We start from the raw sequence: 22,543 nt of genomic DNA on the forward strand, positions 1-22,543 counted from the left end.
TAAGCCGGGGTCATTTTTTTTCCACGCTCGCTACCCAGGCTCTTAATACCGCCACGTCGTGTTGCCACTCTTGCTTCATCTCTTCAATCCATTCAGCCACGTTATCTTCCCAGGCAGGAAGGTCTGGTGATTGAATTTGCTGTCCCAGTTGCTGCAGATGTCGCAGGCCAACCGATCCCGCAGCACCTTTGATTTTGTGGCCTTCTTCAACAACGCCTTTTTTATCACGCGCAGTCAGATTGGACTCCAGGACGCTCAAATATCCCGGCATCATCTTCTCAAACACCGCCAGCCCATCGGTAATCAACTTCGGTCCCACCAGCTCGAGGTATTGTTCCAACATGGGAATATCTAACAGCGCTTGCGATTTACTGCTTTCTTCAGATGTCACAGTGCTCTCCTCTTTGTTTCGGGTATCCCAGTATTTTTTGATCATGGCGGTTAACGCCGGAACCGATAATGGCTTACTCAGCACGTCATCCATTCCCGCATCAAGATATTCTTTCTTATCCTTCAGTACGTTGGCAGTAAGCGCCACCAGCGGCGGCAGGTCTTCACGCGCGTATTTTTGGGTAAGCTCTCTGGAGATATCCAGCCCCGTCATATCCGGCAACTGAATATCCAGCAGTACCAGGTCGTATTCCCCCGGCTTGAACATTTCCAGCGCAGCTTTCCCGGTCATCGCGACATCCACGCTGTTGCCTAGTTTTTCCAGCACTGAACGCGCAACAATCACATTCAGTTCAATATCCTCTACCAGCAACACATTCAGAGCTGGCAACGGCATATCATCCTCTTCAAAGGCGTCTTCAATCTCTTCCGCTACGGCAGGCGCATGAACGGTTAGCGTAAAGACTGAACCTTTTCCTGGCTGGCTGGAGACCGTGATATCCCCCCCCATATTCTTCGCCAGACGGCGGGATACCGCGAGACCAATCCCGGTACCTGTTGCCGGTTTACCACCGTTACTGTCTTTCACCTGATAATACATGGCGAAGATCTTATCCTGCTCATCCTGCGGAATACCGATCCCGGAATCCTCAACTTCAAAATGCAGAATACTTCCTTCGTCATAACGCGCCCGAACGGTGACCTGTCCTTGCTGGGTGAATTTCACGGCATTACTGATCAGGTTCCACAGGATCTGGCGTAAACGCGTCCCGTCTGTGATGACCTTATGCGGCAGAGGCAACGTCGGTTCCAGGACAAAGCGTAGCCCTTTTTGTTGCGCCTGAAGGCCTGACAGGTTTTCCAGATCCGCCATAAAGCTGGTGAAATCAATCGGCTGGTTATCCAGTTGGACTTTACGCCGTTCCATCTTATCCATGTCGATAATATCGTTGAAAATATTACCCAACGTGACGGCAGAAACATGGATGGTTTTGAGGTATTTTTCCTGCTCGGCGGTCAGATCCGTATCCAGTAGGATCCGGCTTAAACCGACAATGCCGTTCAGTGGTGTTCGCAGTTCGTGGCTGATAGTCGAAATGAAGGTGGTCTTATCGCGACTGGCACGCTCAAGTGCGTCCTGATAACGCTTACGCTCGGTAATATCGCGCCCAAAGCCCATCAGACCATGTCGCTTACCAACTCGGTCGTAATAAGGCACTTTACGAATTTCAAAGCAGGCTTTACGTCCGTCCGGATAATCCAGCCATTGTTCATAAGTGAGCGAAACATTATGGCGGAACACTTTCTCATCAGTTTCGATAACCTTCTCTGCCGCCTCAGGGGAATAAACGTCAGCCGGTTTTAAATTTACCAGTTGCTTTTCACTCTTGCCGGTCAGCAATTCCATCGCACGGTTACAGCCGGAAAATTCTTTATCCTCATTGCGATAAAAAACCAGATCCGGCGACGCATCGAGGAAAGAACGCAGAAAAGAGGACTGTTGTTCAAGCTGGATCTGCGCTTCTTCGCGCTCTTTAATTTCCACCTTAAGCTGCTCAAACGTTTCCTGGCGCTCCGCTTCTGCCTTTTCACGTTCTACGATCTGCTGATTGAGCTGAGCAATATTGTCCTTCAGTTGTACATTAAGCTTGAGATCGCGCTCACGCATCTCTTCCAGCTTCTGTACCAGTCGTGACAGGCGCTGTCGGGACTCCTCCAGTTGTTCCACTACCACTGACAGGAAATAGACGGCCCACGGGGTAATTAACAGACCAAAAAAGATTGAACGGATAACATCAATACTTTCTACCTGACCATGCAGCACCATGGTGACAGCCATCTGCACCACAATTGCCAACACGACCAAAGCCAGCGCCAATAGCAGCGAAAAGCGCACCAGACCTAACTTCATCATCAGGTCGACATAATATTGCGCCAGCATACGAATTTGCTTCATAGAGGGTTCCTTCACGACAACTTGGCACAATAATACTCAATTCTCAGCGCGACGTTTAAGATTGTGCCAAAAATGCGTAGTTTCCCTCATCGCGCTACACTGCCGGCGGGTTCCAGGGCCGTCCCAGAGCTGACCCCTGTACGCCATATTCGTTAAGGTACTTATCCAGTTCGACCATCCCGGTCCAGCGATTTTCACACCATAATGGGGCTAATAACGTCGGGCGACGGGCGCTGGCAGAAATTCGGTGATAGATAACCTCTGGCGGAGTGTGGCGAATCATCTCTCCCGCCGTCACTGTGTAATCACCCAGCTCAATACCGCTCAGGCGCCCGGCCTCCCAGGCTTTCGCCATAATGCTGCCCTTCACGATATGCAGGGGATGCAGCTTAATTCCATCGACTCCGGTATCCACCACACGTTCCAGCGTTTGCAGACATTCCATTTGCCCTTCTCCCGGCAGACCGACAATAAGGTGCGAACACACTTTCAACCCGCGTTCACGCGCTAACTGAGTGGTTCGCTGATAGCAGGCAAAATCATGTCCACGATTGATGCGGTGCAGGGTTTTATCATGCGCAGTTTGCAGCCCCAGCTCCAGCCACACCTCATATCCCTGATCTTTATATTCGCAAAGCAGATCAAGCACCGCTTCCGGAACACAATCGGGGCGCGTCCCAACGCACAGACCAACAATATTGGCCTGACTGACCGCCTGCTGATACATAGAACGCAGCACCTGCACTTCCGCAAAGGTGCTGGTATAGGCCTGGAAATAGGCCAGATAGCGCTTAGCGCGATTCACCAGGTGCGCCTGATGTTCAAGCTGTTCGGCAATGGAATGATGCTGTTGGGCCTCATCGGCAAAAGAGGCCACATTACAGAAAGTACATCCACCGCGTCCGATGGTACCATCGCGATTTGGGCAGCTAAACCCACCGTGCAGCGTGAGTTTATGAACTTTTTGCCCATAACGACGAGAAAGATCCCCACCAAACATATTGACTAATTTCTGTAACTGCATAATCTGATAGACCGCGCCTTGAAAAGAGGCCAAAGCCTGCCATTTTTAGCCCCCGTTGGCGATGACCTGGATCAATCGCCCTGGCGTGCCTTTATTTATTGCATAACAAATCAAAATAACCGAAATTTCATTCAATCCAAATGTGATTATTTTTCCTTATATCCCGCTATTTTTTTTATGTTCTTTTAGCTCTTGTATAAAAACAGTATCTTTAAGACGCCAAAACTCTAAAATCCAGCATAAAATGCCAGTCATCACGATAAACAAAGGGAGGACGAGGGATAACAGGCCTTTCTGACAGTGAGACAGATCACACTTCACCATCCATTCCACACACGTTAAATCAATGTAAAAATGCCTTTAATTTCAATATATTCATAAAGTTAATCTTCCTATAGCACATTTTTGTATAAATAAGATTGCCATTTGACCTGTGTGTGGATTCCCGATAACTTGGAAATCCGCTGGAAGCTTTCTGGATGAGCAGTCTGCTCATCATATTTATGCAGTAATTGAGATTCCCTCTGAAGCAAGTCCTCAAACTTGTTTGACCTGTGCGAAAAGGATAAAGAGGGCGAATGCGAGGTAAGCGTATGACACGCAAACCCCGTCGCCATGCTCTTGGTGTGCCCGTGCGCAACGGTTCAGATGGGGATCTCGCAGAGCCTGGGGAGGTTCACTGATATGTTGTACGATAAATCCCTTGAGAAGGATAACTGTGGTTTCGGCCTGATCGCCCACATAGAAGGCGAACCTAGCCACAAGGTAGTGCGTACCGCCATACACGCGCTGGCCCGTATGCAGCACCGTGGCGCAATTCTTGCCGATGGTAAAACCGGCGATGGTTGCGGCCTGCTGTTACAAAAACCTGACCGCTTTTTTCGTATCGTTGCTCAGGAGCGCGGCTGGCGTTTAGCCAAAAACTACGCCGTCGGCATGATCTTTTTAAATAAAGACGCTGAACTGGCGGCTGCATCTCGTCGCATTGTTGAAGAAGAATTACAGCAGGAAACCTTGTCGATTGTTGGTTGGCGCGAAGTACCCACCAACGAAGGTGTCCTCGGTGAAATCGCCCTCTCCTCCCTGCCTCGAATTGAGCAAATTTTTGTTAACGCCCCTGCGGGCTGGCGTCCGCGCGACATGGAACGCCGCCTGTTCATCGCGCGTCGCCGTATCGAAAAACGCCTCCAGGAAGATAAAGACTTCTACGTCTGCAGCTTGTCTAACCTGGTCAACATCTACAAAGGTCTGTGTATGCCGGCGGACCTGCCGCGCTTTTACCTGGACCTGGCGGACCTGCGTCTGGAATCAGCTATCTGTCTGTTCCATCAGCGCTTCTCCACCAACACCGTACCACGCTGGCCGCTGGCGCAACCGTTCCGCTACCTGGCGCACAACGGTGAGATCAACACCATCACCGGTAACCGTCAGTGGGCCCGCGCACGTACCTATAAATTTCAGACGCCGCTGATCCCTGATCTCCATGATGCCGCTCCTTTCGTCAACGAAACCGGCTCCGACTCCAGCTCAATGGATAACATGCTGGAGCTGCTTCTGGCAGGCGGCATGGACATTATCCGGGCCATGCGCCTGCTGGTGCCACCAGCCTGGCAGAACAACCCTGACATGGACCCGGAACTGCGCGCATTCTTTGACTTTAACTCCATGCACATGGAGCCATGGGATGGTCCGGCAGGTATTGTTATGTCTGACGGCCGCTTTGCCGCATGTAACCTGGACCGTAACGGCCTGCGCCCGGCACGCTACGTGATCACCAAAGATAAGCTCATCACCTGCGCCTCTGAAGTGGGGATTTGGGACTATCAGCCGGATGAAGTTGTCGAGAAAGGCCGCGTCGGTCCGGGCGAACTAATGGTTATCGATACCCGCAGTGGGCGCATTCTGCACTCAGCCGAAACCGATGACGATCTAAAAAGCCGCCACCCGTACAAAGAGTGGATGGAGAAAAATGTCCGCCGTCTGGTACCGTTTGAAGATCTGGCTGACGATCAGGTCGGTAGCCGCGAGCTGGACGATGACACCCTTGCCAGCTACCAGAAGCAGTTTAATTACAGCGCTGAAGAGCTGGATTCCGTCATCCGCGTGCTGGGTGAAAATGGTCAGGAAGCGGTTGGCTCAATGGGTGACGATACCCCGTTTGCTGTACTCTCCAGTCAGCCACGCATTATTTATGACTACTTCCGCCAGCAGTTTGCGCAGGTGACTAACCCGCCTATCGATCCGCTGCGTGAAGCGCATGTGATGTCACTGGCCACCAGCATCGGTCGTGAGATGAACGTCTTCTGCGAAGCGGAAGGCCAGGCACACCGTCTGAGTTTCAAATCGCCGATCCTGCTGTACTCCGATTTCAAACAGCTCACCACTATGAAAGAGGAACACTATCGCGCGGATACGCTGGACATAACCTTTGACGTGACCGAAACCACGCTTGAAGAGACCGTCAAAGCACTGTGCGACAAGGCCGAGCAGATGGTGCGTAACGGCACGGTGCTGCTGGTACTTTCCGACCGTAACATTGCCAAAAACCGCTTGCCAGTCCCGGCACCGATGGCGGTCGGCGCAGTGCAAACGCGTCTGGTAGAACAAAGCCTGCGCTGTGATGCCAACATCATCGTTGAAACTGCCAGCGTACGTGATCCGCACCACTTTGCAGTCCTGTTGGGCTTTGGCGCGACGGCGGTCTATCCATACCTCGCGTATGAGACGTTGGGACGTCTGATCGATACGCAGGCGATAGCCAAAGATTACCGGACCGTGATGCAGAACTACCGTAACGGCATCAACAAAGGCCTGTACAAAATCATGTCCAAAATGGGCATTTCGACGATCGCCTCTTACCGCTGCTCTAAGCTGTTTGAAGCCGTTGGTCTGCATGATGACGTCGTTGCGCTCTGCTTCCAGGGCGTAGTCAGTCGCATCAGCGGTGCTGGATTTGCCGATTTCCAGCAGGATCTGCTGAATCTCTCCAAGCATGCCTGGCTGGCACGTAAACCGATTAGTCAGGGCGGCCTGCTGAAGTACGTTCACGGCGGTGAATACCACGCTTACAACCCAGACGTGGTACGTACTCTGCAACAGGCGGTACAAAGCGGGGAATATAGCGACTATCAGGAATATGCAAAACTGGTAAATGAGCGCCCGGCGGCGACGCTGCGCGACCTGCTGGCAATCACGCCTGGTGATGAAGCCATAAGCATTAACGACGTAGAACCAGCAACAGAACTGTTTAAACGCTTTGATACCGCAGCGATGTCTATCGGCGCATTAAGTCCGGAAGCGCACGAAGCGTTGGCCGAAGCAATGAACAGCATCGGCGGCAACTCTAACTCCGGTGAAGGCGGTGAAGATCCGGCGCGTTACGGCACCAACAAGGTGTCACGCATTAAGCAGGTCGCTTCCGGCCGCTTCGGAGTTACCCCGGCGTATCTGGTTAACGCCGATGTGATTCAGATTAAAGTCGCACAGGGCGCGAAGCCGGGTGAAGGTGGTCAGTTGCCGGGTGATAAAGTGACTCCGTACATCGCCAAACTGCGTTATTCGGTACCGGGCGTGACGTTGATCTCCCCGCCGCCGCACCACGATATCTACTCAATCGAGGACTTAGCGCAGCTGATTTTCGACCTGAAACAGGTCAACCCGAAAGCGATGATCTCCGTCAAACTGGTTTCCGAACCTGGCGTCGGCACCATCGCTACCGGTGTGGCAAAAGCGTATGCGGATCTCATCACCATCGCAGGCTATGACGGCGGCACCGGAGCCAGCCCACTCTCGTCAGTAAAATATGCGGGTTGTCCGTGGGAACTGGGTCTGGTTGAAACCCAACAGGCACTGGTGGCTAACGGTCTGCGCCATAAGATTCGTTTGCAGGTTGATGGCGGACTGAAAACTGGCGTCGATATCATCAAAGCGGCAATTCTGGGAGCGGAAAGCTTCGGCTTCGGTACCGGTCCGATGGTGGCGCTGGGCTGTAAATATCTGCGTATTTGCCACCTGAACAACTGCGCAACTGGCGTGGCGACTCAGGACGAAAAACTGCGTAAGAATCACTATCATGGTCTGCCGTTCAAAGTCACCAACTACTTTGAATTTGTTGCCCGTGAAACCCGAGAGCTGATGGCGCAACTGGGCGTGAAACGCCTGGTAGACCTGATTGGCCGTACCGATCTGCTCACCGAGCTGGAAGGATACACCGCCAAACAGCAGAAACTGGAGCTGTCCCGGCTGCTGGAAACCGCCGAGCCGCATCCGGGTAAAGCGCTGTTCTGCACCGAGAACAACCCGCCGTTTGATAACGGCGTGCTGAACGCACAATTACTGCAGCAGGCGAAACCGTTTGTCGATGATCGCCAGAGTAAAACTTTCTGGTTCGATATCCGCAACACCGATCGTTCTGTCGGCGCATCATTGTCTGGCTATATCGCACAAACGCACGGCGATCAGGGGCTGGCCTCCGATCCTATCAAAGCGCATTTCAGCGGTACTGCAGGACAAAGCTTCGGTGTATGGAACGCAGGTGGCGTTGAGTTGTATCTGACCGGAGATGCCAATGACTATGTCGGTAAAGGTATGGCGGGTGGCTTGCTGGCTGTACGCCCACCGGTGGGGTCTGCCTTCCGTAGCCATGAAGCAAGCATCATCGGCAACACCTGTCTGTACGGTGCTACTGGTGGTCGTTTATTCGCCGCGGGTCGAGCGGGTGAACGATTCGCCGTACGTAACTCAGGCGCGATTACCGTAGTAGAAGGCATTGGTGACAACGGTTGCGAATATATGACCGGCGGCATCGTCTGTATTCTTGGGAAAACAGGCGTCAACTTCGGTGCGGGTATGACGGGCGGGTTCGCCTACGTGCTGGACGAAGACGGCGAATTCCGCAAACGCGTAAACCCTGAACTGGTCGAAGTGTTGAGTGTGGACTCTCTGGCTATCCATGAAGAGCATCTGCGCGGGCTTATTACCGAACACGTACAGCATACCGGTTCTTCACACGGCGAAGAGATCCTGGCCAACTGGCCGGCATTCTCGGCGAAATTCGCGCTGGTTAAACCAAAATCCAGTGATGTGAAAGCACTGTTGGGTCACCGTAGTCGTAGCGCAGCTGAGCTGCGTGTGCAGGCGCAGTAAGGGGTAGCAGCAATGAGTCAGAACGTATACCAATTTATCGACCTGCAGCGCGTTGATCCGCCGAAGAAACCGCTGAAGATCCGCAAGATCGAGTTTATCGAAATTTACGAGCCATTTTCCGAAGGTCAGGCCAAGGCGCAGGCGGATCGCTGCCTGTCCTGCGGTAACCCATACTGCGAATGGAAATGCCCGGTACATAACTACATTCCGAACTGGCTGAAGCTCGCCAACGAGGGACGTATTTTTGAAGCAGCGGAGCTGTCTCACCAGACTAACACGCTGCCGGAAGTCTGCGGCCGTGTCTGCCCACAGGACCGTTTGTGTGAGGGTTCCTGTACGCTGAACGACGAGTTTGGCGCGGTAACTATCGGCAACATTGAACGTTATATCAACGATAAAGCGTTTGAGATGGGCTGGCGTCCGGATATGACTGGCGTTCGCCAGACCGACAAACGCGTGGCGATTATCGGCGCCGGTCCGGCTGGTCTGGCCTGTGCTGACGTGCTGACCCGTAACGGTGTGAAGGCCGTGGTGTTTGACCGCCATCCGGAGATCGGCGGCCTGCTAACCTTCGGTATTCCGGCCTTCAAGCTGGAGAAAGAGGTCATGACCCGCCGCCGTGAAATTTTCACCGGCATGGGCATAGAGTTCAAACTCAACGTTGAAGTCGGTCGCGACGTACAACTCGACGATTTGCTGAAGGATTACGACGCCGTGTTCCTTGGCGTAGGCACCTATCAGTCGATGCGCGGCGGACTGGAAAACGAAGACGCCGATGGCGTGTTTGACGCCCTGCCGTTCCTGATTGCCAATACCAAGCAACTGATGGGCTTTGGCGAAAGCAGCGACGAACCATACATCAGCATGGAAGGCAAACGCGTGGTTGTGCTGGGCGGTGGTGATACGGCGATGGACTGTGTGCGTACTTCTGTTCGTCAAAACGCATCACACGTTGTCTGCGCCTATCGTCGCGACGAAGAAAACATGCCGGGTTCTAAACGCGAAGTGAAAAATGCGCGTGAAGAGGGCGTGGAATTCCAGTTCAACGTCCAGCCATTAGGTGTTGAAGTCAACGCCAACGGTAAAGTCTGCGGCGTAAAAATGGCGCGTACTGAGATGGGCGCACCGGATGCCAAAGGTCGCCGTCGCGCGGAGATCGTCGCGGGTTCCGAGCACGTTATTCCTGCTGATGCGGTTGTTATGGCGTTTGGTTTCCGCCCGCACAGCATGGAGTGGCTGGCTAAACACAGCGTCGAACTCGATTCGCAGGGGCGTATTATTGCTCCGGAACGCAGTGACAACGCCTTCCAGACCAGCAACCCAAAAATCTTCGCCGGTGGTGACATCGTGCGCGGTTCGGATTTGGTGGTAACGGCGATAGCCGAAGGCCGTAAAGCTGCTGACGGGATTATGAATTACCTGGAAGTGTAATCCAGCTTCTTCTGGTATCTCATCTGTATCCGTGGATGAGATACCAAATTCCTGCCGCAATACCATCAAGCACTGTCATGTAAGCCAGCATGACAACACGATTTTCAACGGGAAAAACTCTCCGAATCAATCCCCCAACACATCAATACCGCGAATGAAAACAAAGTAATAATTAGACGGAAACGTTTGCTTTACTCTGGAAACTGTATATTATGCGGCGGATTTTTTGGTCCAAATTCAAGGAGGCGTTGTGTCGCAAGATAACAATTATAGCCAGGGCCCCGTCCCTCTGGCGGCGCGAAAAGGCGTGGTTCCACTGACGTTTGTGATGTTGGGGTTAACGTTCTTTTCAGCAAGTATGTGGACCGGAGGCACACTCGGTACCGGTCTTTCCTATAATGATTTCTTCCTGGCAGTTCTCTTCGGTAATCTCCTCCTCGGTATTTACACTGCATTTCTCGGTTACATTGGCGCAAAAACAGGGTTATCCACCCACCTCCTCGCACGTTACTCATTTGGTATAAAAGGTTCCTGGCTTACCTCGATGCTACTGGGCGGTACGCAGGTGGGCTGGTTTGGCGTTGGCGTGGCAATGTTCGCCATCCCGGTTGGCAAAGCGACGGGAATTGACGTCAATATCCTGATTGCCGTTTCCGGCCTGTTGATGACAATGACCATCTTTTTTGGCATCTCGGCATTGACGGTGTTATCTGTCATCGCCGTACCCGCTATCGTTATTCTTGGCAGCTACTCGGTCTGGCTGGCGGTGAGCGACGTAGGTGGTTTGGATCATTTAAAAACGATTGTGCCGCAAACGCCGCTGAATTTTTCAACCGCACTGGCGCTGGTGGTAGGCTCGTTTGTCAGCGCAGGTACACTGACCGCCGACTTCGTCCGCTTTGGCCGTAATGCCAAAGGCGCGGTGCTCATTGCCATGGTGGCATTCTTCCTTGGCAACTCATTAATGTTTATCTTCGGTGCAGCAGGCGCCGCCGCCGTAGGGCAGGCGGATATCTCTGACGTGATGATCGCCCAGGGGCTGCTGCTGCCAGCAATTGTGGTTCTCGGCCTGAATATCTGGACGACCAATGACAACGCGTTATACGCATCCGGTTTAGGTTTTGCCAATATTACCGGTCTTTCCAGCCGTACGCTTTCGGTAGTAAACGGCATTATTGGTACACTGTGCGCGCTGTGGCTTTACAATAACTTTGTCGGCTGGCTGACCTTTCTGTCGGCGGCGATCCCCCCTATTGGTGGGGTGATTATCGCCGATTATCTGTTGAACCATCGCCGGTATGCCGATTTCAACAACGCGCGGTTTATTCCCGTAAACTGGGTGGCTATTCTGTCCGTTGCACTGGGCATTGCCGCCGGACACTATATCCCCGGCGTTGTGCCGGTCAACGCCGTACTCGGCGGCGTATTCAGCTACATCCTGCTGAATCCACTTTTCAATCGCAGCCTTGCTAAATCCCCGGAGGTCAGCCATGCAGAATAATACCCTCACCATTCGTCAGGCGCGTTTACAAGGACGCGAAGGATTGTGGCAACTCACCATTGAAAACGGGCGTTTTAGCCGTATTGAACCTCAGGACGCTGCATCTTTACCGCAGAGTGAAGTTCTTGATGCTGAAGGCGGTTTGGCCATTCCGCCGTTCGTTGAGCCGCATATCCATCTGGACACCACGCAAACCGCAGGTGAACCAAACTGGAACCTGTCGGGTACGTTGTTTGAGGGTATTGAGCGCTGGGCTGAACGTAAGGCGATGCTCACTCACGAAGATGTGAAGACCCGCGCAATGCAGACCCTGAAGTGGCAGATGGCCAATGGCATCCAGTATGTTCGTACTCACGTTGATGTTTCAGACCCCACGCTCACGGCACTGAAAGCCATGCTGGAGGTGAAACAAGAGGTCGCGCCATGGGTGGAACTGCAAATCGTTGCGTTCCCGCAGGAAGGCATCCTTTCTTACCCCAACGGTGAAGCTCTGTTAGAAGAAGCCGTGCGTCTGGGGGCCGACGTCATTGGCGCAATCCCCCACTTTGAGTTTACGCGTGAATATGGCGTTGAGTCGTTGCATAAAATTTTCGCCCTGGCGCAAAAGTACGACCGACTCATCGATGTGCACTGTGACGAAATTGATGACGAGCAATCACGCTTTGTTGAAACCGTAGCGGCACTGGCACATCGCGACGGAATGGGAGAACGCGTGACCGCCAGCCATACCACGGCAATGCACTCCTATAACGGCGCGTATGCTTCCCGCCTTTTCCGCCTGCTGAAAATGTCGGGCATTAACTTCGTTGCTAATCCGCTGGTGAATATTCACCTGCAAGGGCGTTTTGATACTTATCCGAAGCGCCGTGGTGTAACTCGCGTCAAAGAGATGCTGGAGGCGGATATCAATGTCTGCTTTGGTCATGATGACGTCTTCGATCCGTGGTATCCGTTGGGAACCGCGAATATGCTGCAAGTGCTGCATATGGGATTACACGTGTGCCAGTTGATGGGATACGGACAAATTAATGATGGGCTGAACCTCGTCACTACCCATAGCGCGAAAACCCTGCATTTGCAGGACTACGGCCTGAGCGTGGGAAATTCCGCTAACCTGGTGATTTTACCTGCTGAAAACGGGTTTGATGCGGTTCGTCGCCAAACGCCGGCACGTTATTCAATTCGCCACGGGCGAGTCATTGCCGAGACGAAACCAAGCCAGACAACGTTACATCTGACACAGCCGGAAGCGGTAACGTTTAAACGGTAGGTTGTTGTTTCAAATATTGCCGCAGGCGCTCAGACTGCGGCCCCCCATATACAACTGTTTCCTGTCAAACATGTAATAAGCTGGCACGTACCTTAATCACGACCTTTTTGATTTCCGCAGGAGTCTCGACCGCGCAGCCCGGTTTATGAGGCTCGCCCGGCATAAAAATCGCAAACATCCCGGGTTTCAACGTGATCATTTGCTCATCGATAATCTGATTGCAAAGTTGATAATCCTCTTCAACATGAATCGCCTCACACTGACGAGCAGAATCTGTCGTACCAAACAGAATGCGCTCTTTACCCTCCAGCAACACCTGGATATCAATGTATTGCTGATGCAGCTCCGCTTTCTTTTGTTCTGGATGCTGCGTGACGAACTGCATGACATTCATAAAAATATCATCACCCTGCAGCTCATAGCTTCCGGGCGCTTTTTCCTGCGGTATTGCCGCAACGGCCAGCATTAATGCCTCATGTAATACCGGGTGTAATCCGGCAGAAGGTAGCGTACGCAAATCACCTGACATCATAATCATTCTCCCTGGGCCAACAATGCAGCCCCCAGTAATCCAGCGTCATGGCGGTAATGTGCCGCCTGTAATTTCACGTGATAGGCCAGGGGAGCTTGTGCCAGATAAGACTCCACCAGCACCAGATACCCTTCAGCCAGCCCGACACTGCCGCCAATGACCACGCACTGGCAGTCGGTTGTCGCTTTCACATCGGCTATCAATCGCGCGACAACCGCTGCAGAATGCGCAACCAACCGCATAGCCTGCTCATGCCTCTGGGCTGCACGCACAAAAATAGTTTTCGCATCACATCCGGCGAGATCATCCCGAGCGGCGGCGGCAATCCCGCGACCTGAGGCAATAGCCTCCACGCAGCCCACGCGTCCACAACCGCAGAGCGGCCCGTGCGGATCGGCCAGCGTATGCCCCAGGTGCCCGGCCAGGCCACCGGACCCGGTAAGTAATTTACCGTTGCTGACTACACCGCCACCAACGCCGGTCGAAACGGTGATAAACGCCATATCACTTATTTCATCAGCAAGAGCGCGATATTCCGCCCACGCAGCTGCCTGTGCATCATTAACCGCCATCGTCGGCAAACCAGTCAGATCATTTAACGTCTGCACCAGTGGAAAGTGCACCAGCCCACCAAGATTTAACGGATTAATCGCCAGCAGTACCCCATCACGGATAATGCCAGTCGAGGCAATGGCTACGTGCGTTGCCTGCGTCTGCAGCGGCTCAACCAGCGCTTTTAGTGCAGCCCGCAGCGCATCCGGTGTTTTACTGGCTGGCGTAGGTAATTCACGGCGATCGCGGATTTGCAGGTCGCTATCCACCAGCGCGGCAGCCAGTTTAGTGCCGCCGATATCAATCGCCAGCGTAGTCATAACATCGCCTTCTTCATTGCTGTGATGTACCACTGGCAAATGTGTTCCAGTCGGGTAATGGCAGAGCCGACCGTGACGACCCATGCACCATGTTGCACCCCTTCAGCAGCCTGTGCAGGAGAGTTGTAACGCCCTTCAGCAATCACCCGGCAACCAGAATCACTCAACGCTTTCACCAGTGCCAGGTCTGGTTCTTCCGGTGTTTCTGCCGTTGTATAACCAGAAAGCGTGGTACCGATAATTTCAGCCCCGAGTTTTTGGCATGCCAGACCATCTTCCAGCGAGGAGCAGTCTGTCATCGCCAGCCTTTGATGCTGATGGATGCGTGCCAGCAGCGTTGCAACAGGTACAGGCCGCACACGATCGGTACCATCAATGGCAATAATGTCCGCGCCAGCCAGCACCAGCGCATCAACATCCTCTAAAAAAGCGGTAATACGTACCGGGGAATCATCCAGATCGCGTTTAAGAATGCCAATAATCGGCAGCGAAACCACTGCGCGAGTAGCACGCAGGTTCTCCACACCTTCGATACGCAGTGCCACAGCGCCGGCCTGCTCTGCCGCCAGCGCCATGGCAGCAACGATCTCAGGTTTATCCAGCGGGCTGTCAGGAACAGGTTGGCAAGAAACAATCAGTCCGCCGTTAGCGGCAATTTTTTTATCCAGTTGTTCAAGTAACGACATACTTCTTCCCTTACGAAAATTGCCCGGCTCAGGACCGGGCAAACGGATTAACCTTTTGATTTCACGAAAGCACTTTTATCACCGCCAAACGGCACAGCTCCACTGAACGGTTTACCATCAATGGCATCATGCGTGCGCAGCGCTTCCGGTCGCAGCCAGCGCTGCACGCGGGACGGCATATCGAGGCCTATCAGCAGGATCACCACAAAGGTCAGGCTAAACGAAAGCGATCCCAGCGCAGTCCCCAGATCCAGACGTTGTGCAATCAGCGCCCCGATGATCGGTGCCAGCGCTCCACCCAATGCACCGACGTTATAGGTAAAGCCCAAACCCGCCGCACGCTGATCGGTATCGAAATAACCGCCAATCAGTTTCGGTAAGATCCCGGAGATCCCTTGCCCAAGCATTTGCTGGAAAAACAGTAGCAACCCCAGTACCCAGACGTTTGTACCACCAATCGCAAACACCGGAATAATCAGCAATTGCGATGCCAGCAGACTACAGACATAGGCTTTTCGGGTCCCCAGCCAGTCACCAAGAAAGCCGCCGACGCAACAGCCAACCGCCGCGCCAAAGCCGCTAAAGAACAGCACCCTGGCAACCGTTGAAGGGTCGTACATCAGTTCAGTTTTAAGATAGGTTGGCAACAGCGCCTGAATCGGCCACGAATAGAGGAAGGCAAACAGCACAACCACCATCAACATCACGCCCGTTGGCCAGCGCTTACCGCTGCTTTGCACCATAAAGCTAATGAAGATGACGGCGCATATCAGCCCGAGGATCGCCACGATTGCCGCGTTTTGCAGGTTACCCGCGAAGCAGAACCACAGCGCGGTCGCAGCAGCGAGGGTCATCAGTATATTGATAACCCGATGTTCACCCCGATAGAGAATGTCCACCATTGTGCGCACTGGCGCTTTGCCTTCGTGTTTTTCTTTCCAGTCTTCAGCTTCCGGAATATTTTTGCGCAACCAGAGGGCGAAGATAATCGGTACGATGCCAATGAAGAACAGCGCGCGCCATCCCCAGACCGGAACCACCAGGCTGTATACCTGAGCGGCAATCACCGCCCCCACAGAAAAACCAGAAATCAGGAAACCGCTGGCTTTGTTGCGTAGGTGTTTAGGCCAGCTTTCAATAACATAGGTCGCGCTGGAGCCATATTCACCCGCCATCCCCATACCGATAACCAGACGAGCGATAAACATAGTGGTGTAACCCGGCGCAAAACCACAGGCCAGTGTTCCCACAGAGAAGAGAATAATACTGGTGACCATTGCCAGACGACGCCCGTAACGGTCGCCCATCGCCCCCAGCATCAGTCCACCAAACCAGCGAGAAATAAAGGCTGCTGAAATCAGGCTGGCAGCCTGCACCGTCGTCAGCCCGAATTCACCTTGTACTTCCGTCAGCACAAGGGCGATTAACACAAAATCAAAACCATCCAGCAAATATCCCAGCCATGCAGCTGAGAATGCCCGCCATTGCGCACGGTTGAGATGGCGATACCACGGGATGCTCTGGGTAGAAGTACTCATTTTACTCTCCCGACGATTTTTGTTGTTGTGCCGGATGACGGCGTTGCCTTATACGGCCTACGATCGACATATGTAGGCCGGGCAAACGAAGCGCCCCCGGCTATACGCTGTTACGCCTTTTCCGCCAGCAGTTGGTTAGCCAATGCTTTCAGTTCTGGCAGGTATTTTTCATCTACAGGAGCAAACGGTTTACGGCACAGCGGTACGGAGACCACGTCCATAAAGTGCAGGACCGTTTTCAGACCACGGAATACGCCGACTTTAATGAGCAGATCGATAACCTTATTGCACTCGGTTTGCAGCTTTTGTGCAGTCCGGACGTCGCCTTCTTTGAGCGCTTTCACAATTCCCTGGTAACGCCATCCCATGATGTTGTAGGTACTGCCGATTCCGCCATCAGCGCCAGCCAGCAGGCCAGAAGCGAAAATTTCGTCATAACCGTTGTAAAGCACCAGATCAGGATGCGCACGACGGATCTGCTCCATCTGATAGAGATCGCCAGAGGTTTGCTTCAGTGCGCCAACACCCGGCAGCGTCACCAGTGTGTTGATCTGATCCAGCGTCAGTTTGACGCCACTCAGTGCTGGAATGTTATACACCACCATTGGTAAGCCATCAGCGGAATCAATGATTGCGCGATAGTGATCGCAATGTTCTTCGAAGCTGAACGGATAGTAAAACGGAGTGACTGCGGAGACTGCATCAAAGCCGTAGCGATGCGCGGCGCTCGCCAGTTGTTGACTCTCTTCGGTACTGATTGTGCCAACGTGCGCGATTAAAGTGACTTTACCTTTCGCTTCTTCAGCAACAATTTCCAGCACCTGCTCTCTTTCAGCACGGCTCTGTACAAAGGCTTCACCGGTAGAACCACCGACATAAAGCCCATCAATACCCTGCTCAATGTTGAAGCGCACCAGACGACGCAAACTCTCAGTGTCCAGTCGCTGTTGGTTGTCGAACGGAGTCAACAACGCCGGCATTACGCCTTTTAAATCTCTTGCCATAACTACCTCTGTCGATGATTAGTGTTATCTGACTGCATACCTTTATACCTGTTATACCAGATCAAATAAGCAGCAATACAATACAGAACGCTTATAGTGCGATCTGCCTCACTAAACGATCGTCAGGATCGCGATCACTTTCGCAATTTTTTATTTTTACCGAAAGCGTGCCAGGTGGCGGATACGCTGTTGAGATGTTCTTGTAAGGAGCGGTCAGCTTCATCAGGATTGTGCTGGCGAATGGCCTCGACAATGGCAATATGCTGCTGATAACTCACGCTATTGTGTTCATACAATTCCTGATCGGCAACGGTCGGACGAGCCGCAATCAGCCAGTCCAGCAGCGCGACATGGATCGCCATAAAGATAGGATTACCAGGGATCTCCGCCAGTACTCGGTGAAAATCAACGTCCGAACGAATGAACAACGTATTGTCATCCAGCGACTGGCTGTTGATCTCCAGCGCTTTCGCCAGCCGATCGATTTGCTCGTCAGTGGCATGTTCCGCAGCGTAACGCACCAGGCTGGATTCAAAGAACAACCGTAGCTGTTCAAAGTGAGCGATGCCTCCCGGATGCGAGAGGAAATCTTTCGCCATCCCGGACAGTTCACTGATGATAGTATCTGCAGAGGGGCGCGAAACGCGGGCACGTTCGCCATTGTTGATTTGCACCAGACCTTTACGCTTTAACGCAGCAAGCGCTTCCCGCACGGAAGGACGACCCACGTTGAAGAAAGCCATCAGCTCTCGTTCCGACGGCAACTGCTCACCTTCGCCAAATTCCCGGCGACGAATCATCTGTTCCAGCTCTTCTTCAACCATTTCAGACAGTTTTTTACGCGCCAGTGGACGGTTACGTAAGCTACGGCCAATGGTCGATGGAGAGTCTTCAGCTTGCGAATCAAATGCGTTCATAGGGTCCATTCCGCTAAGTCGAGGTGACAAACAACAGCGAGTTCATCCTAACACAGGATCGAAAGCAGGGTGTAATGATGGTCGCCCGGCAAAGCTGGCACATTGTGAATATACAAAATAGAAATATTATTTATCATAAAAACATTCAGGTTAAATTTAATTACAGAACACTATATTTTATTTATGAAATTAGCGAACATGATCGTGAAAAATTATCATAACCATCTATTTTAAAACGAAAAATATTTTAAACTCTGAATAAAAAATAAGATATCCACTCCATAAAAAGGCGCAGAAAAAATATAACATCCGCATTTATAACAATGTAATTACCGGATTTATGTTCTTCTCTGCCATGGAGTGAAAAAATGTTCGGCATCATTATCTCTGTCATCGTTTTATTAACGATGGGTTATCTGATCCTCAAAAACTACAAACCACAAGTGGTACTGGCAGCTGCCGGGATCTTTCTAATGATCTGCGGGGTCTGGCTGGGCTACGGTGCGTTGGTCACGCCTGATAAAAGCAGCGGCTATTTGCTGGTCGATATTTATAACGAAATTCTGCGTATGCTCTCAAGCCGGGCCGCAGGACTTGGACTGTCAATCATGGCGGTGGGCGGTTATGCCCGCTATATGGACAGGATGGGAGCCAGTAGAGCCATGGTTAGCCTGTTAAGTCGACCTCTTAAGGTTATCCGATCACCTTACATCGTTCTGGCCGCCACCTATGTGATCGGCCAGATCATGGCACAGTTCATAACCAGCGCCTCCGGGTTAGGCATGCTACTGATGGTCACGCTCTTCCCGACATTAGTCAGCCTTGGTGTGAGCCGTTTGTCTGCGGTGGCAGTTATTGCCACTTCAATGTCGATTGAATGGGGCATTCTGGAAACCAACTCAATTTTTGCCGCACAAGTGGCAGGAATGAAAATCGCCACCTACTTCTTCCATTACCAGTTACCAGTGGCTTCCTGCGTAATTATTGCCGTTGCCATTGCGCATTTTTTCGTGCAGCGCCAGTTTGATAGAAAAGCGTTACCGGATAGCGCAGGTTTCGCCGAACAAAAGAGGCTCGAAGATGTACCACCGCTCTATTACGCCATTTTACCGGTAATGCCGCTGATCCTGATGCTGGGTTCGCTGTTCCTTGCGCATCAGGGATTGATGAAAGCAGAACTTAATCTGGTGGTGGTGATGCTGTTGAGCATGACAGTGACCATGTTTGTAGAGTTCCTTCGCAAACACAATCTGCGCGAAACAATGGACGATGTGCAGGCTTTTTTCGACGGCATGGGCACGCAGTTTGCGAATGTCGTTACACTGGTGGTGGCAGGCGAGATCTTTGCTAAAGGGTTGACCACTATCGGCACCGTCGATGCGGTTATTAAAGGAGCGGAACACTCCGGGCTCGGCGGTATCGGGGTGATGATCATTATGGCTGTGGTTATTGCTGCCTGCGCAATCGTAATGGGGTCCGGCAACGCGCCGTTTATGTCTTTTGCCAGCCTGATCCCGGATATCGCTGCCGGGCTGCATATTCCGGCTGTCGTAATGATTATGCCTATGCATTTTGCCACCACGCTGGCACGCGCAGTTTCACCGATCACCGCAGTCATTGTCGTGACATCAGGCATCGCTGGGGTATCGCCTTTTGAAGTGGTTAAACGTACGGCGATCCCAATGGCCGTAGGATTTGTGGTGAATATGATCGCCACAATCGCGCTGTTTTACTAACCCCGAACGCAGAAAACAAAACAGGCCCAAAGGGCCTGTTTTTTTATTTAACTACGCGTAGCGCTGGACGTCCACCACGAGGAGGCGGTGGAGTATCATCCGGGTCATTGTCGTCGCCGTTGTCAGGTTTATCACCATCAATGACGGACATGACCGTTTCGCTCTCAAAGCCAGGAGCTTCGTTGTCGTCATCGTTTAGGCTGGCGACATCTTCGTCATAGGCGGATTCTGGCTCAAACATCGTACCGGCACCGTTTTCACGAGCATAAATTGCCAGAACAGCAGCCAGCGGCACAGAAACCTGACGTGGTACTCCGCCGAAACGCGCGTTAAAGCGCACTTCATCGTTAGCCAGTTCCAGGTTCCCAACTGCACGCGGTGCAATATTCAGAACAATTTGCCCATCACGCGCATATTCCATAGGAACCTGCACGTCCGGGAGCGTCACATCCACCACCAGATGCGGCGTAAGCTGGTTGTCTAGCAACCACTCATAAAATGCACGCAGCAGATACGGACGGCGCGGTGATAGTTGTGGCAAATCCATACAGATTAACCCCGGCCCAGGCGCATTTCACGTTCAGGCTCAGTCAGAGAAGCCAGGAATGAGTCACGTTCGAAGACGCGAGTCATATATCCTTTCAGCTCTTTCGAACCTGCACCGCTGAATTCAATACCCAGCTGCGGTAAACGCCACAGCAGTGGTGCCAGATAGCAATCTACCAGGCTGAACTCATCGCTCAGGAAATACGGTTTCTGACCAAATACTGGCGCAATCGCCAGCAACTCTTCGCGCAGTCGCTTACGAGCGACATCAGCTTCAGAAGCAGAACCGTTCACGATGATGTTCATCAGCGTGTACCAGTCTTTTTCGATACGCTGCATGTACAGGCGGCTCTCACCACGCGCAACCGGGTAAACCGGCATCAGCGGCGGATGCGGGAAACGCTCATCCAGGTATTCCATAATGATGCGAGATTCCCACAGGGTCAGCTCACGATCCACCAGTGTCGGTACGCTCTGATTCGGGTTGAGGTCGATCAGATCCTGAGGTGGATTGTCCTTCTCCACATGCTCAATCTCGAAACTAACACCTTTCTCAGCCAGCACAATGCGGACCTGATGGCTATAGATGTCAGTAGGACCAGAAAACAGCGTCATTACCGAACGTTTGTTGGCAGCGACAGCCATGAAAACCTCCAGGTATATTCAGAATTTTACTGCTACCAGCCACTATATATGGCCAGTCAGAAGTGGTGTCACCCATATTCGGGAAAGCCATTATTGCTCAAAATACAAACAAAAAATGAACGATACCGGACATTTGGGCAGAAAATTGGATGATAGTTTACCAGATTTTGTGACCTTTGTGGTGAGTCGATTCTGGAAATGGGGAAAAAGAGGTGGCAATCAGCACATTACCGTGGATCTTCGCGGCGAGTATACATAAAAAAACCCGCCGAAGCGGGTTTTTTCGCAAATTGAGCTCTGCCGAAGCAGAAACCAATTAACGTTTGGAGAACTGAGGACGACGACGTGCTTTACGCAGACCGACTTTCTTACGTTCAACCTGACGAGCATCACGGGTAACGAAGCCAGCTTTACGCAGTTCGCCACGCAGGGACTCATCATACTCCATCAGAGCGCGGGTGATACCGTGACGGATCGCACCAGCCTGACCAGAGATACCACCACCTTTAACAGTGATGTACAGATCCAGTTTCTCAACCATGTCGACCAGTTCCAGCGGCTGACGAACTACCATGCGGGCAGTTTCACGACCGAAGTACTGTTCCAGAGAACGTTGGTTGATTACGATTTTACCACTGCCCGGTTTGATGAAAACGCGAGCTGCGGAACTTTTGCGGCGACCAGTGCCGTAGTATTGATTTTCAGCCATTGCCTATAATCCCGATTAGATGTCAAGAACTTGCGGTTGCTGTGCCGCGTGGTTGTGCTCGTTGCCAGCGTAAACTTTCAGTTTACGGAACATAGCACGACCCAGCGGGCCTTTTGGCAGCATGCCTTTAACCGCGATTTCAAGCACACGCTCAGGACGGCGAGCAATCATCTCTTCAAAGGTCGCTTGTTTGATACCACCGATGTGACCGGTGTGGTGATAGTACACTTTGTCAGTACGCTTGTTGCCGGTTACAGCAACTTTGTCAGCGTTCAGAACGATGATGTAATCACCGGTATCTACGTGCGGAGTGTATTCCGCTTTGTGCTTGCCGCGCAGGCGCAGAGCCAGTTCGGAAGCCAGACGGCCCAGAGTTTTACCGGTCGCGTCAACAACATACCAGTCGCGTTTTACCGTTTCTGGTTTAGCTGTAAAAGTTTTCATTAAAAGCTTACCCAAATAAATAAGTTACACGTTGGTGAACACCCAAACGTTTTGTCAGTTGAGGTTCACACGACATTGTCCAGCAAACCTACCCCTTCGAATAGCCTATGCCGGCACATAGAAAGTTTTGGGAAAAAAACTCTCTCGTAACGTGGGGTCGCAAGATTATAGAGAAGTCAGGGTCAAAGATCGACCC

17 protein-coding genes are annotated in these 22,543 nt (G+C 52.2%); 5 read left to right on the forward strand and 12 right to left on the reverse strand.

The window, feature by feature from the left end; all coding sequences use genetic code 11:
* Window positions 1–10 precede the first annotated feature (10 nt).
* The gene (gene arcB, locus OH663_RS03280; RefSeq protein ID WP_045448104.1) at window positions 11–2,347 is read right to left on the reverse strand and encodes an aerobic respiration two-component sensor histidine kinase ArcB; all 2,337 of its coding nucleotides are present in this window, start codon (window positions 2,345–2,347) and stop codon (window positions 11–13) included.
* A gap of 94 nt (window positions 2,348–2,441) precedes the next feature.
* On the reverse strand, window positions 2,442–3,371 hold the full coding sequence (gene mnmL / locus OH663_RS03285; RefSeq protein WP_200010086.1) for a tRNA modification radical SAM protein MnmL/YtqA: 930 nt from the start codon (window positions 3,369–3,371) through the stop codon (window positions 2,442–2,444).
* A 684-nt stretch (window positions 3,372–4,055) separates the two neighbouring features.
* On the opposite strand from mnmL, the gene gltB reads away from it, so the two are divergent.
* The 4 genes from gltB to OH663_RS03305 all read left to right on the forward strand — a co-directional run bounded on the left by gltB (window position 4,056) and on the right by OH663_RS03305 (window position 12,718).
* Window positions 4,056–8,516: a glutamate synthase large subunit gene (gltB, locus tag OH663_RS03290; protein WP_144243087.1), complete on the forward strand. Its 4,461-nt coding sequence runs from the start codon at window positions 4,056–4,058 to the stop codon at window positions 8,514–8,516.
* A 12-nt stretch (window positions 8,517–8,528) separates the two neighbouring features.
* Window positions 8,529–9,947: a glutamate synthase small subunit gene (locus OH663_RS03295; protein WP_200010087.1), complete on the forward strand. Its 1,419-nt coding sequence runs from the start codon at window positions 8,529–8,531 to the stop codon at window positions 9,945–9,947.
* Window positions 9,948–10,197: 250 nt separating this feature from the next.
* Window positions 10,198–11,448, forward strand: coding sequence for a cytosine permease (codB, locus tag OH663_RS03300; RefSeq protein WP_263525684.1), 1,251 nt, complete (start codon window positions 10,198–10,200; stop codon window positions 11,446–11,448).
* On the forward strand, window positions 11,438–12,718 hold the full coding sequence (locus OH663_RS03305) for a cytosine deaminase (RefSeq protein ID WP_045448111.1): 1,281 nt from the start codon (window positions 11,438–11,440) through the stop codon (window positions 12,716–12,718). The genes codB and OH663_RS03305 overlap by 11 nt, the downstream gene beginning before the upstream one ends.
* A gap of 64 nt (window positions 12,719–12,782) precedes the next feature.
* Here OH663_RS03305 and nanQ read toward each other — a convergent pair whose 3' ends face one another.
* The 6 genes from nanQ to nanR all read right to left on the reverse strand — a co-directional run bounded on the left by nanQ (window position 12,783) and on the right by nanR (window position 18,276).
* Window positions 12,783–13,250, reverse strand: a complete 468-nt coding sequence (nanQ, locus tag OH663_RS03310) for an N-acetylneuraminate anomerase (RefSeq protein WP_045448113.1) — start codon at window positions 13,248–13,250, stop codon at window positions 12,783–12,785.
* Window positions 13,251–13,252: 2 nt separating this feature from the next.
* Window positions 13,253–14,122: an N-acetylmannosamine kinase gene (nanK, locus tag OH663_RS03315; protein ID WP_048220476.1), complete on the reverse strand. Its 870-nt coding sequence runs from the start codon at window positions 14,120–14,122 to the stop codon at window positions 13,253–13,255.
* Window positions 14,119–14,808, reverse strand: a complete 690-nt coding sequence (locus tag OH663_RS03320) for an N-acetylmannosamine-6-phosphate 2-epimerase (RefSeq protein ID WP_200010088.1) — start codon at window positions 14,806–14,808, stop codon at window positions 14,119–14,121. The genes nanK and OH663_RS03320 overlap by 4 nt, the downstream gene beginning before the upstream one ends.
* A gap of 47 nt (window positions 14,809–14,855) precedes the next feature.
* Window positions 14,856–16,346, reverse strand: a complete 1,491-nt coding sequence (gene nanT / locus OH663_RS03325) for a sialic acid transporter NanT (RefSeq protein WP_045448119.1) — start codon at window positions 16,344–16,346, stop codon at window positions 14,856–14,858.
* A 110-nt stretch (window positions 16,347–16,456) separates the two neighbouring features.
* The gene (nanA, locus tag OH663_RS03330; protein WP_048220474.1) at window positions 16,457–17,350 is read right to left on the reverse strand and encodes an N-acetylneuraminate lyase; all 894 of its coding nucleotides are present in this window, start codon (window positions 17,348–17,350) and stop codon (window positions 16,457–16,459) included.
* Between the two features lie 134 nt (window positions 17,351–17,484).
* A complete protein-coding gene (gene nanR, locus OH663_RS03335; RefSeq protein WP_200010089.1) occupies window positions 17,485–18,276 on the reverse strand; it encodes a transcriptional regulator NanR in 792 nt (263 codons plus the stop codon).
* Between the two features lie 359 nt (window positions 18,277–18,635).
* On the opposite strand from nanR, the gene dcuC reads away from it, so the two are divergent.
* Entirely contained in the window at window positions 18,636–20,003 is a 1,368-nt protein-coding gene (gene dcuC / locus OH663_RS03340; protein ID WP_200010090.1) for an anaerobic C4-dicarboxylate transporter DcuC, read from the forward strand.
* A gap of 43 nt (window positions 20,004–20,046) precedes the next feature.
* On the opposite strand, the gene sspB is transcribed toward dcuC, so the two are convergent.
* The 4 genes from sspB to rplM all read right to left on the reverse strand — a co-directional run bounded on the left by sspB (window position 20,047) and on the right by rplM (window position 22,347).
* Window positions 20,047–20,550, reverse strand: a complete 504-nt coding sequence (sspB, locus tag OH663_RS03345; protein WP_048220472.1) for a ClpXP protease specificity-enhancing factor — start codon at window positions 20,548–20,550, stop codon at window positions 20,047–20,049.
* A 5-nt stretch (window positions 20,551–20,555) separates the two neighbouring features.
* Entirely contained in the window at window positions 20,556–21,194 is a 639-nt protein-coding gene (gene sspA, locus OH663_RS03350) for a stringent starvation protein SspA (protein ID WP_045448133.1), read from the reverse strand.
* A 316-nt stretch (window positions 21,195–21,510) separates the two neighbouring features.
* The gene (gene rpsI, locus OH663_RS03355; protein ID WP_003025138.1) at window positions 21,511–21,903 is read right to left on the reverse strand and encodes a 30S ribosomal protein S9; all 393 of its coding nucleotides are present in this window, start codon (window positions 21,901–21,903) and stop codon (window positions 21,511–21,513) included.
* A 15-nt stretch (window positions 21,904–21,918) separates the two neighbouring features.
* Entirely contained in the window at window positions 21,919–22,347 is a 429-nt protein-coding gene (gene rplM, locus OH663_RS03360) for a 50S ribosomal protein L13 (RefSeq protein WP_003025141.1), read from the reverse strand.
* Window positions 22,348–22,543 lie beyond the last annotated feature (196 nt).

It is taken from the genome of Citrobacter sp. Marseille-Q5395 (genome assembly GCF_947057495.1).
GTDB lineage: Bacteria > Pseudomonadota > Gammaproteobacteria > Enterobacterales > Enterobacteriaceae > Citrobacter > Citrobacter murliniae.

What these genes read in the sequence shown, in the direction of transcription:
- OH663_RS03305 (WP_045448111.1), top strand. Translation starts at nt 11,438, where the DNA reads ATGCAGAATAATACCCTCACCATTCGTCAGGCGCGTTTACAAGGACGC.
- sspB (WP_048220472.1), bottom strand. Translation starts at nt 20,550, where the DNA reads ATGGATTTGCCACAACTATCACCGCGCCGTCCGTATCTGCTGCGTGCA.
- nanT (WP_045448119.1), bottom strand. Translation starts at nt 16,346, where the DNA reads ATGAGTACTTCTACCCAGAGCATCCCGTGGTATCGCCATCTCAACCGT.
- rpsI (WP_003025138.1), bottom strand. Translation starts at nt 21,903, where the DNA reads ATGGCTGAAAATCAATACTACGGCACTGGTCGCCGCAAAAGTTCCGCA.
- nanK (WP_048220476.1), bottom strand. Translation starts at nt 14,122, where the DNA reads ATGACTACGCTGGCGATTGATATCGGCGGCACTAAACTGGCTGCCGCG.
- OH663_RS03320 (WP_200010088.1), bottom strand. Translation starts at nt 14,808, where the DNA reads ATGTCGTTACTTGAACAACTGGATAAAAAAATTGCCGCTAACGGCGGA.
- dcuC (WP_200010090.1), top strand. Translation starts at nt 18,636, where the DNA reads ATGTTCGGCATCATTATCTCTGTCATCGTTTTATTAACGATGGGTTAT.
- sspA (WP_045448133.1), bottom strand. Translation starts at nt 21,194, where the DNA reads ATGGCTGTCGCTGCCAACAAACGTTCGGTAATGACGCTGTTTTCTGGT.
- nanA (WP_048220474.1), bottom strand. Translation starts at nt 17,350, where the DNA reads ATGGCAAGAGATTTAAAAGGCGTAATGCCGGCGTTGTTGACTCCGTTC.
- rplM (WP_003025141.1), bottom strand. Translation starts at nt 22,347, where the DNA reads ATGAAAACTTTTACAGCTAAACCAGAAACGGTAAAACGCGACTGGTAT.
- gltB (WP_144243087.1), top strand. Translation starts at nt 4,056, where the DNA reads ATGTTGTACGATAAATCCCTTGAGAAGGATAACTGTGGTTTCGGCCTG.
- OH663_RS03295 (WP_200010087.1), top strand. Translation starts at nt 8,529, where the DNA reads ATGAGTCAGAACGTATACCAATTTATCGACCTGCAGCGCGTTGATCCG.
- nanR (WP_200010089.1), bottom strand. Translation starts at nt 18,276, where the DNA reads ATGGACCCTATGAACGCATTTGATTCGCAAGCTGAAGACTCTCCATCG.
- mnmL (WP_200010086.1), bottom strand. Translation starts at nt 3,371, where the DNA reads ATGCAGTTACAGAAATTAGTCAATATGTTTGGTGGGGATCTTTCTCGT.
- arcB (WP_045448104.1), bottom strand. Translation starts at nt 2,347, where the DNA reads ATGAAGCAAATTCGTATGCTGGCGCAATATTATGTCGACCTGATGATG.
- nanQ (WP_045448113.1), bottom strand. Translation starts at nt 13,250, where the DNA reads ATGATGTCAGGTGATTTGCGTACGCTACCTTCTGCCGGATTACACCCG.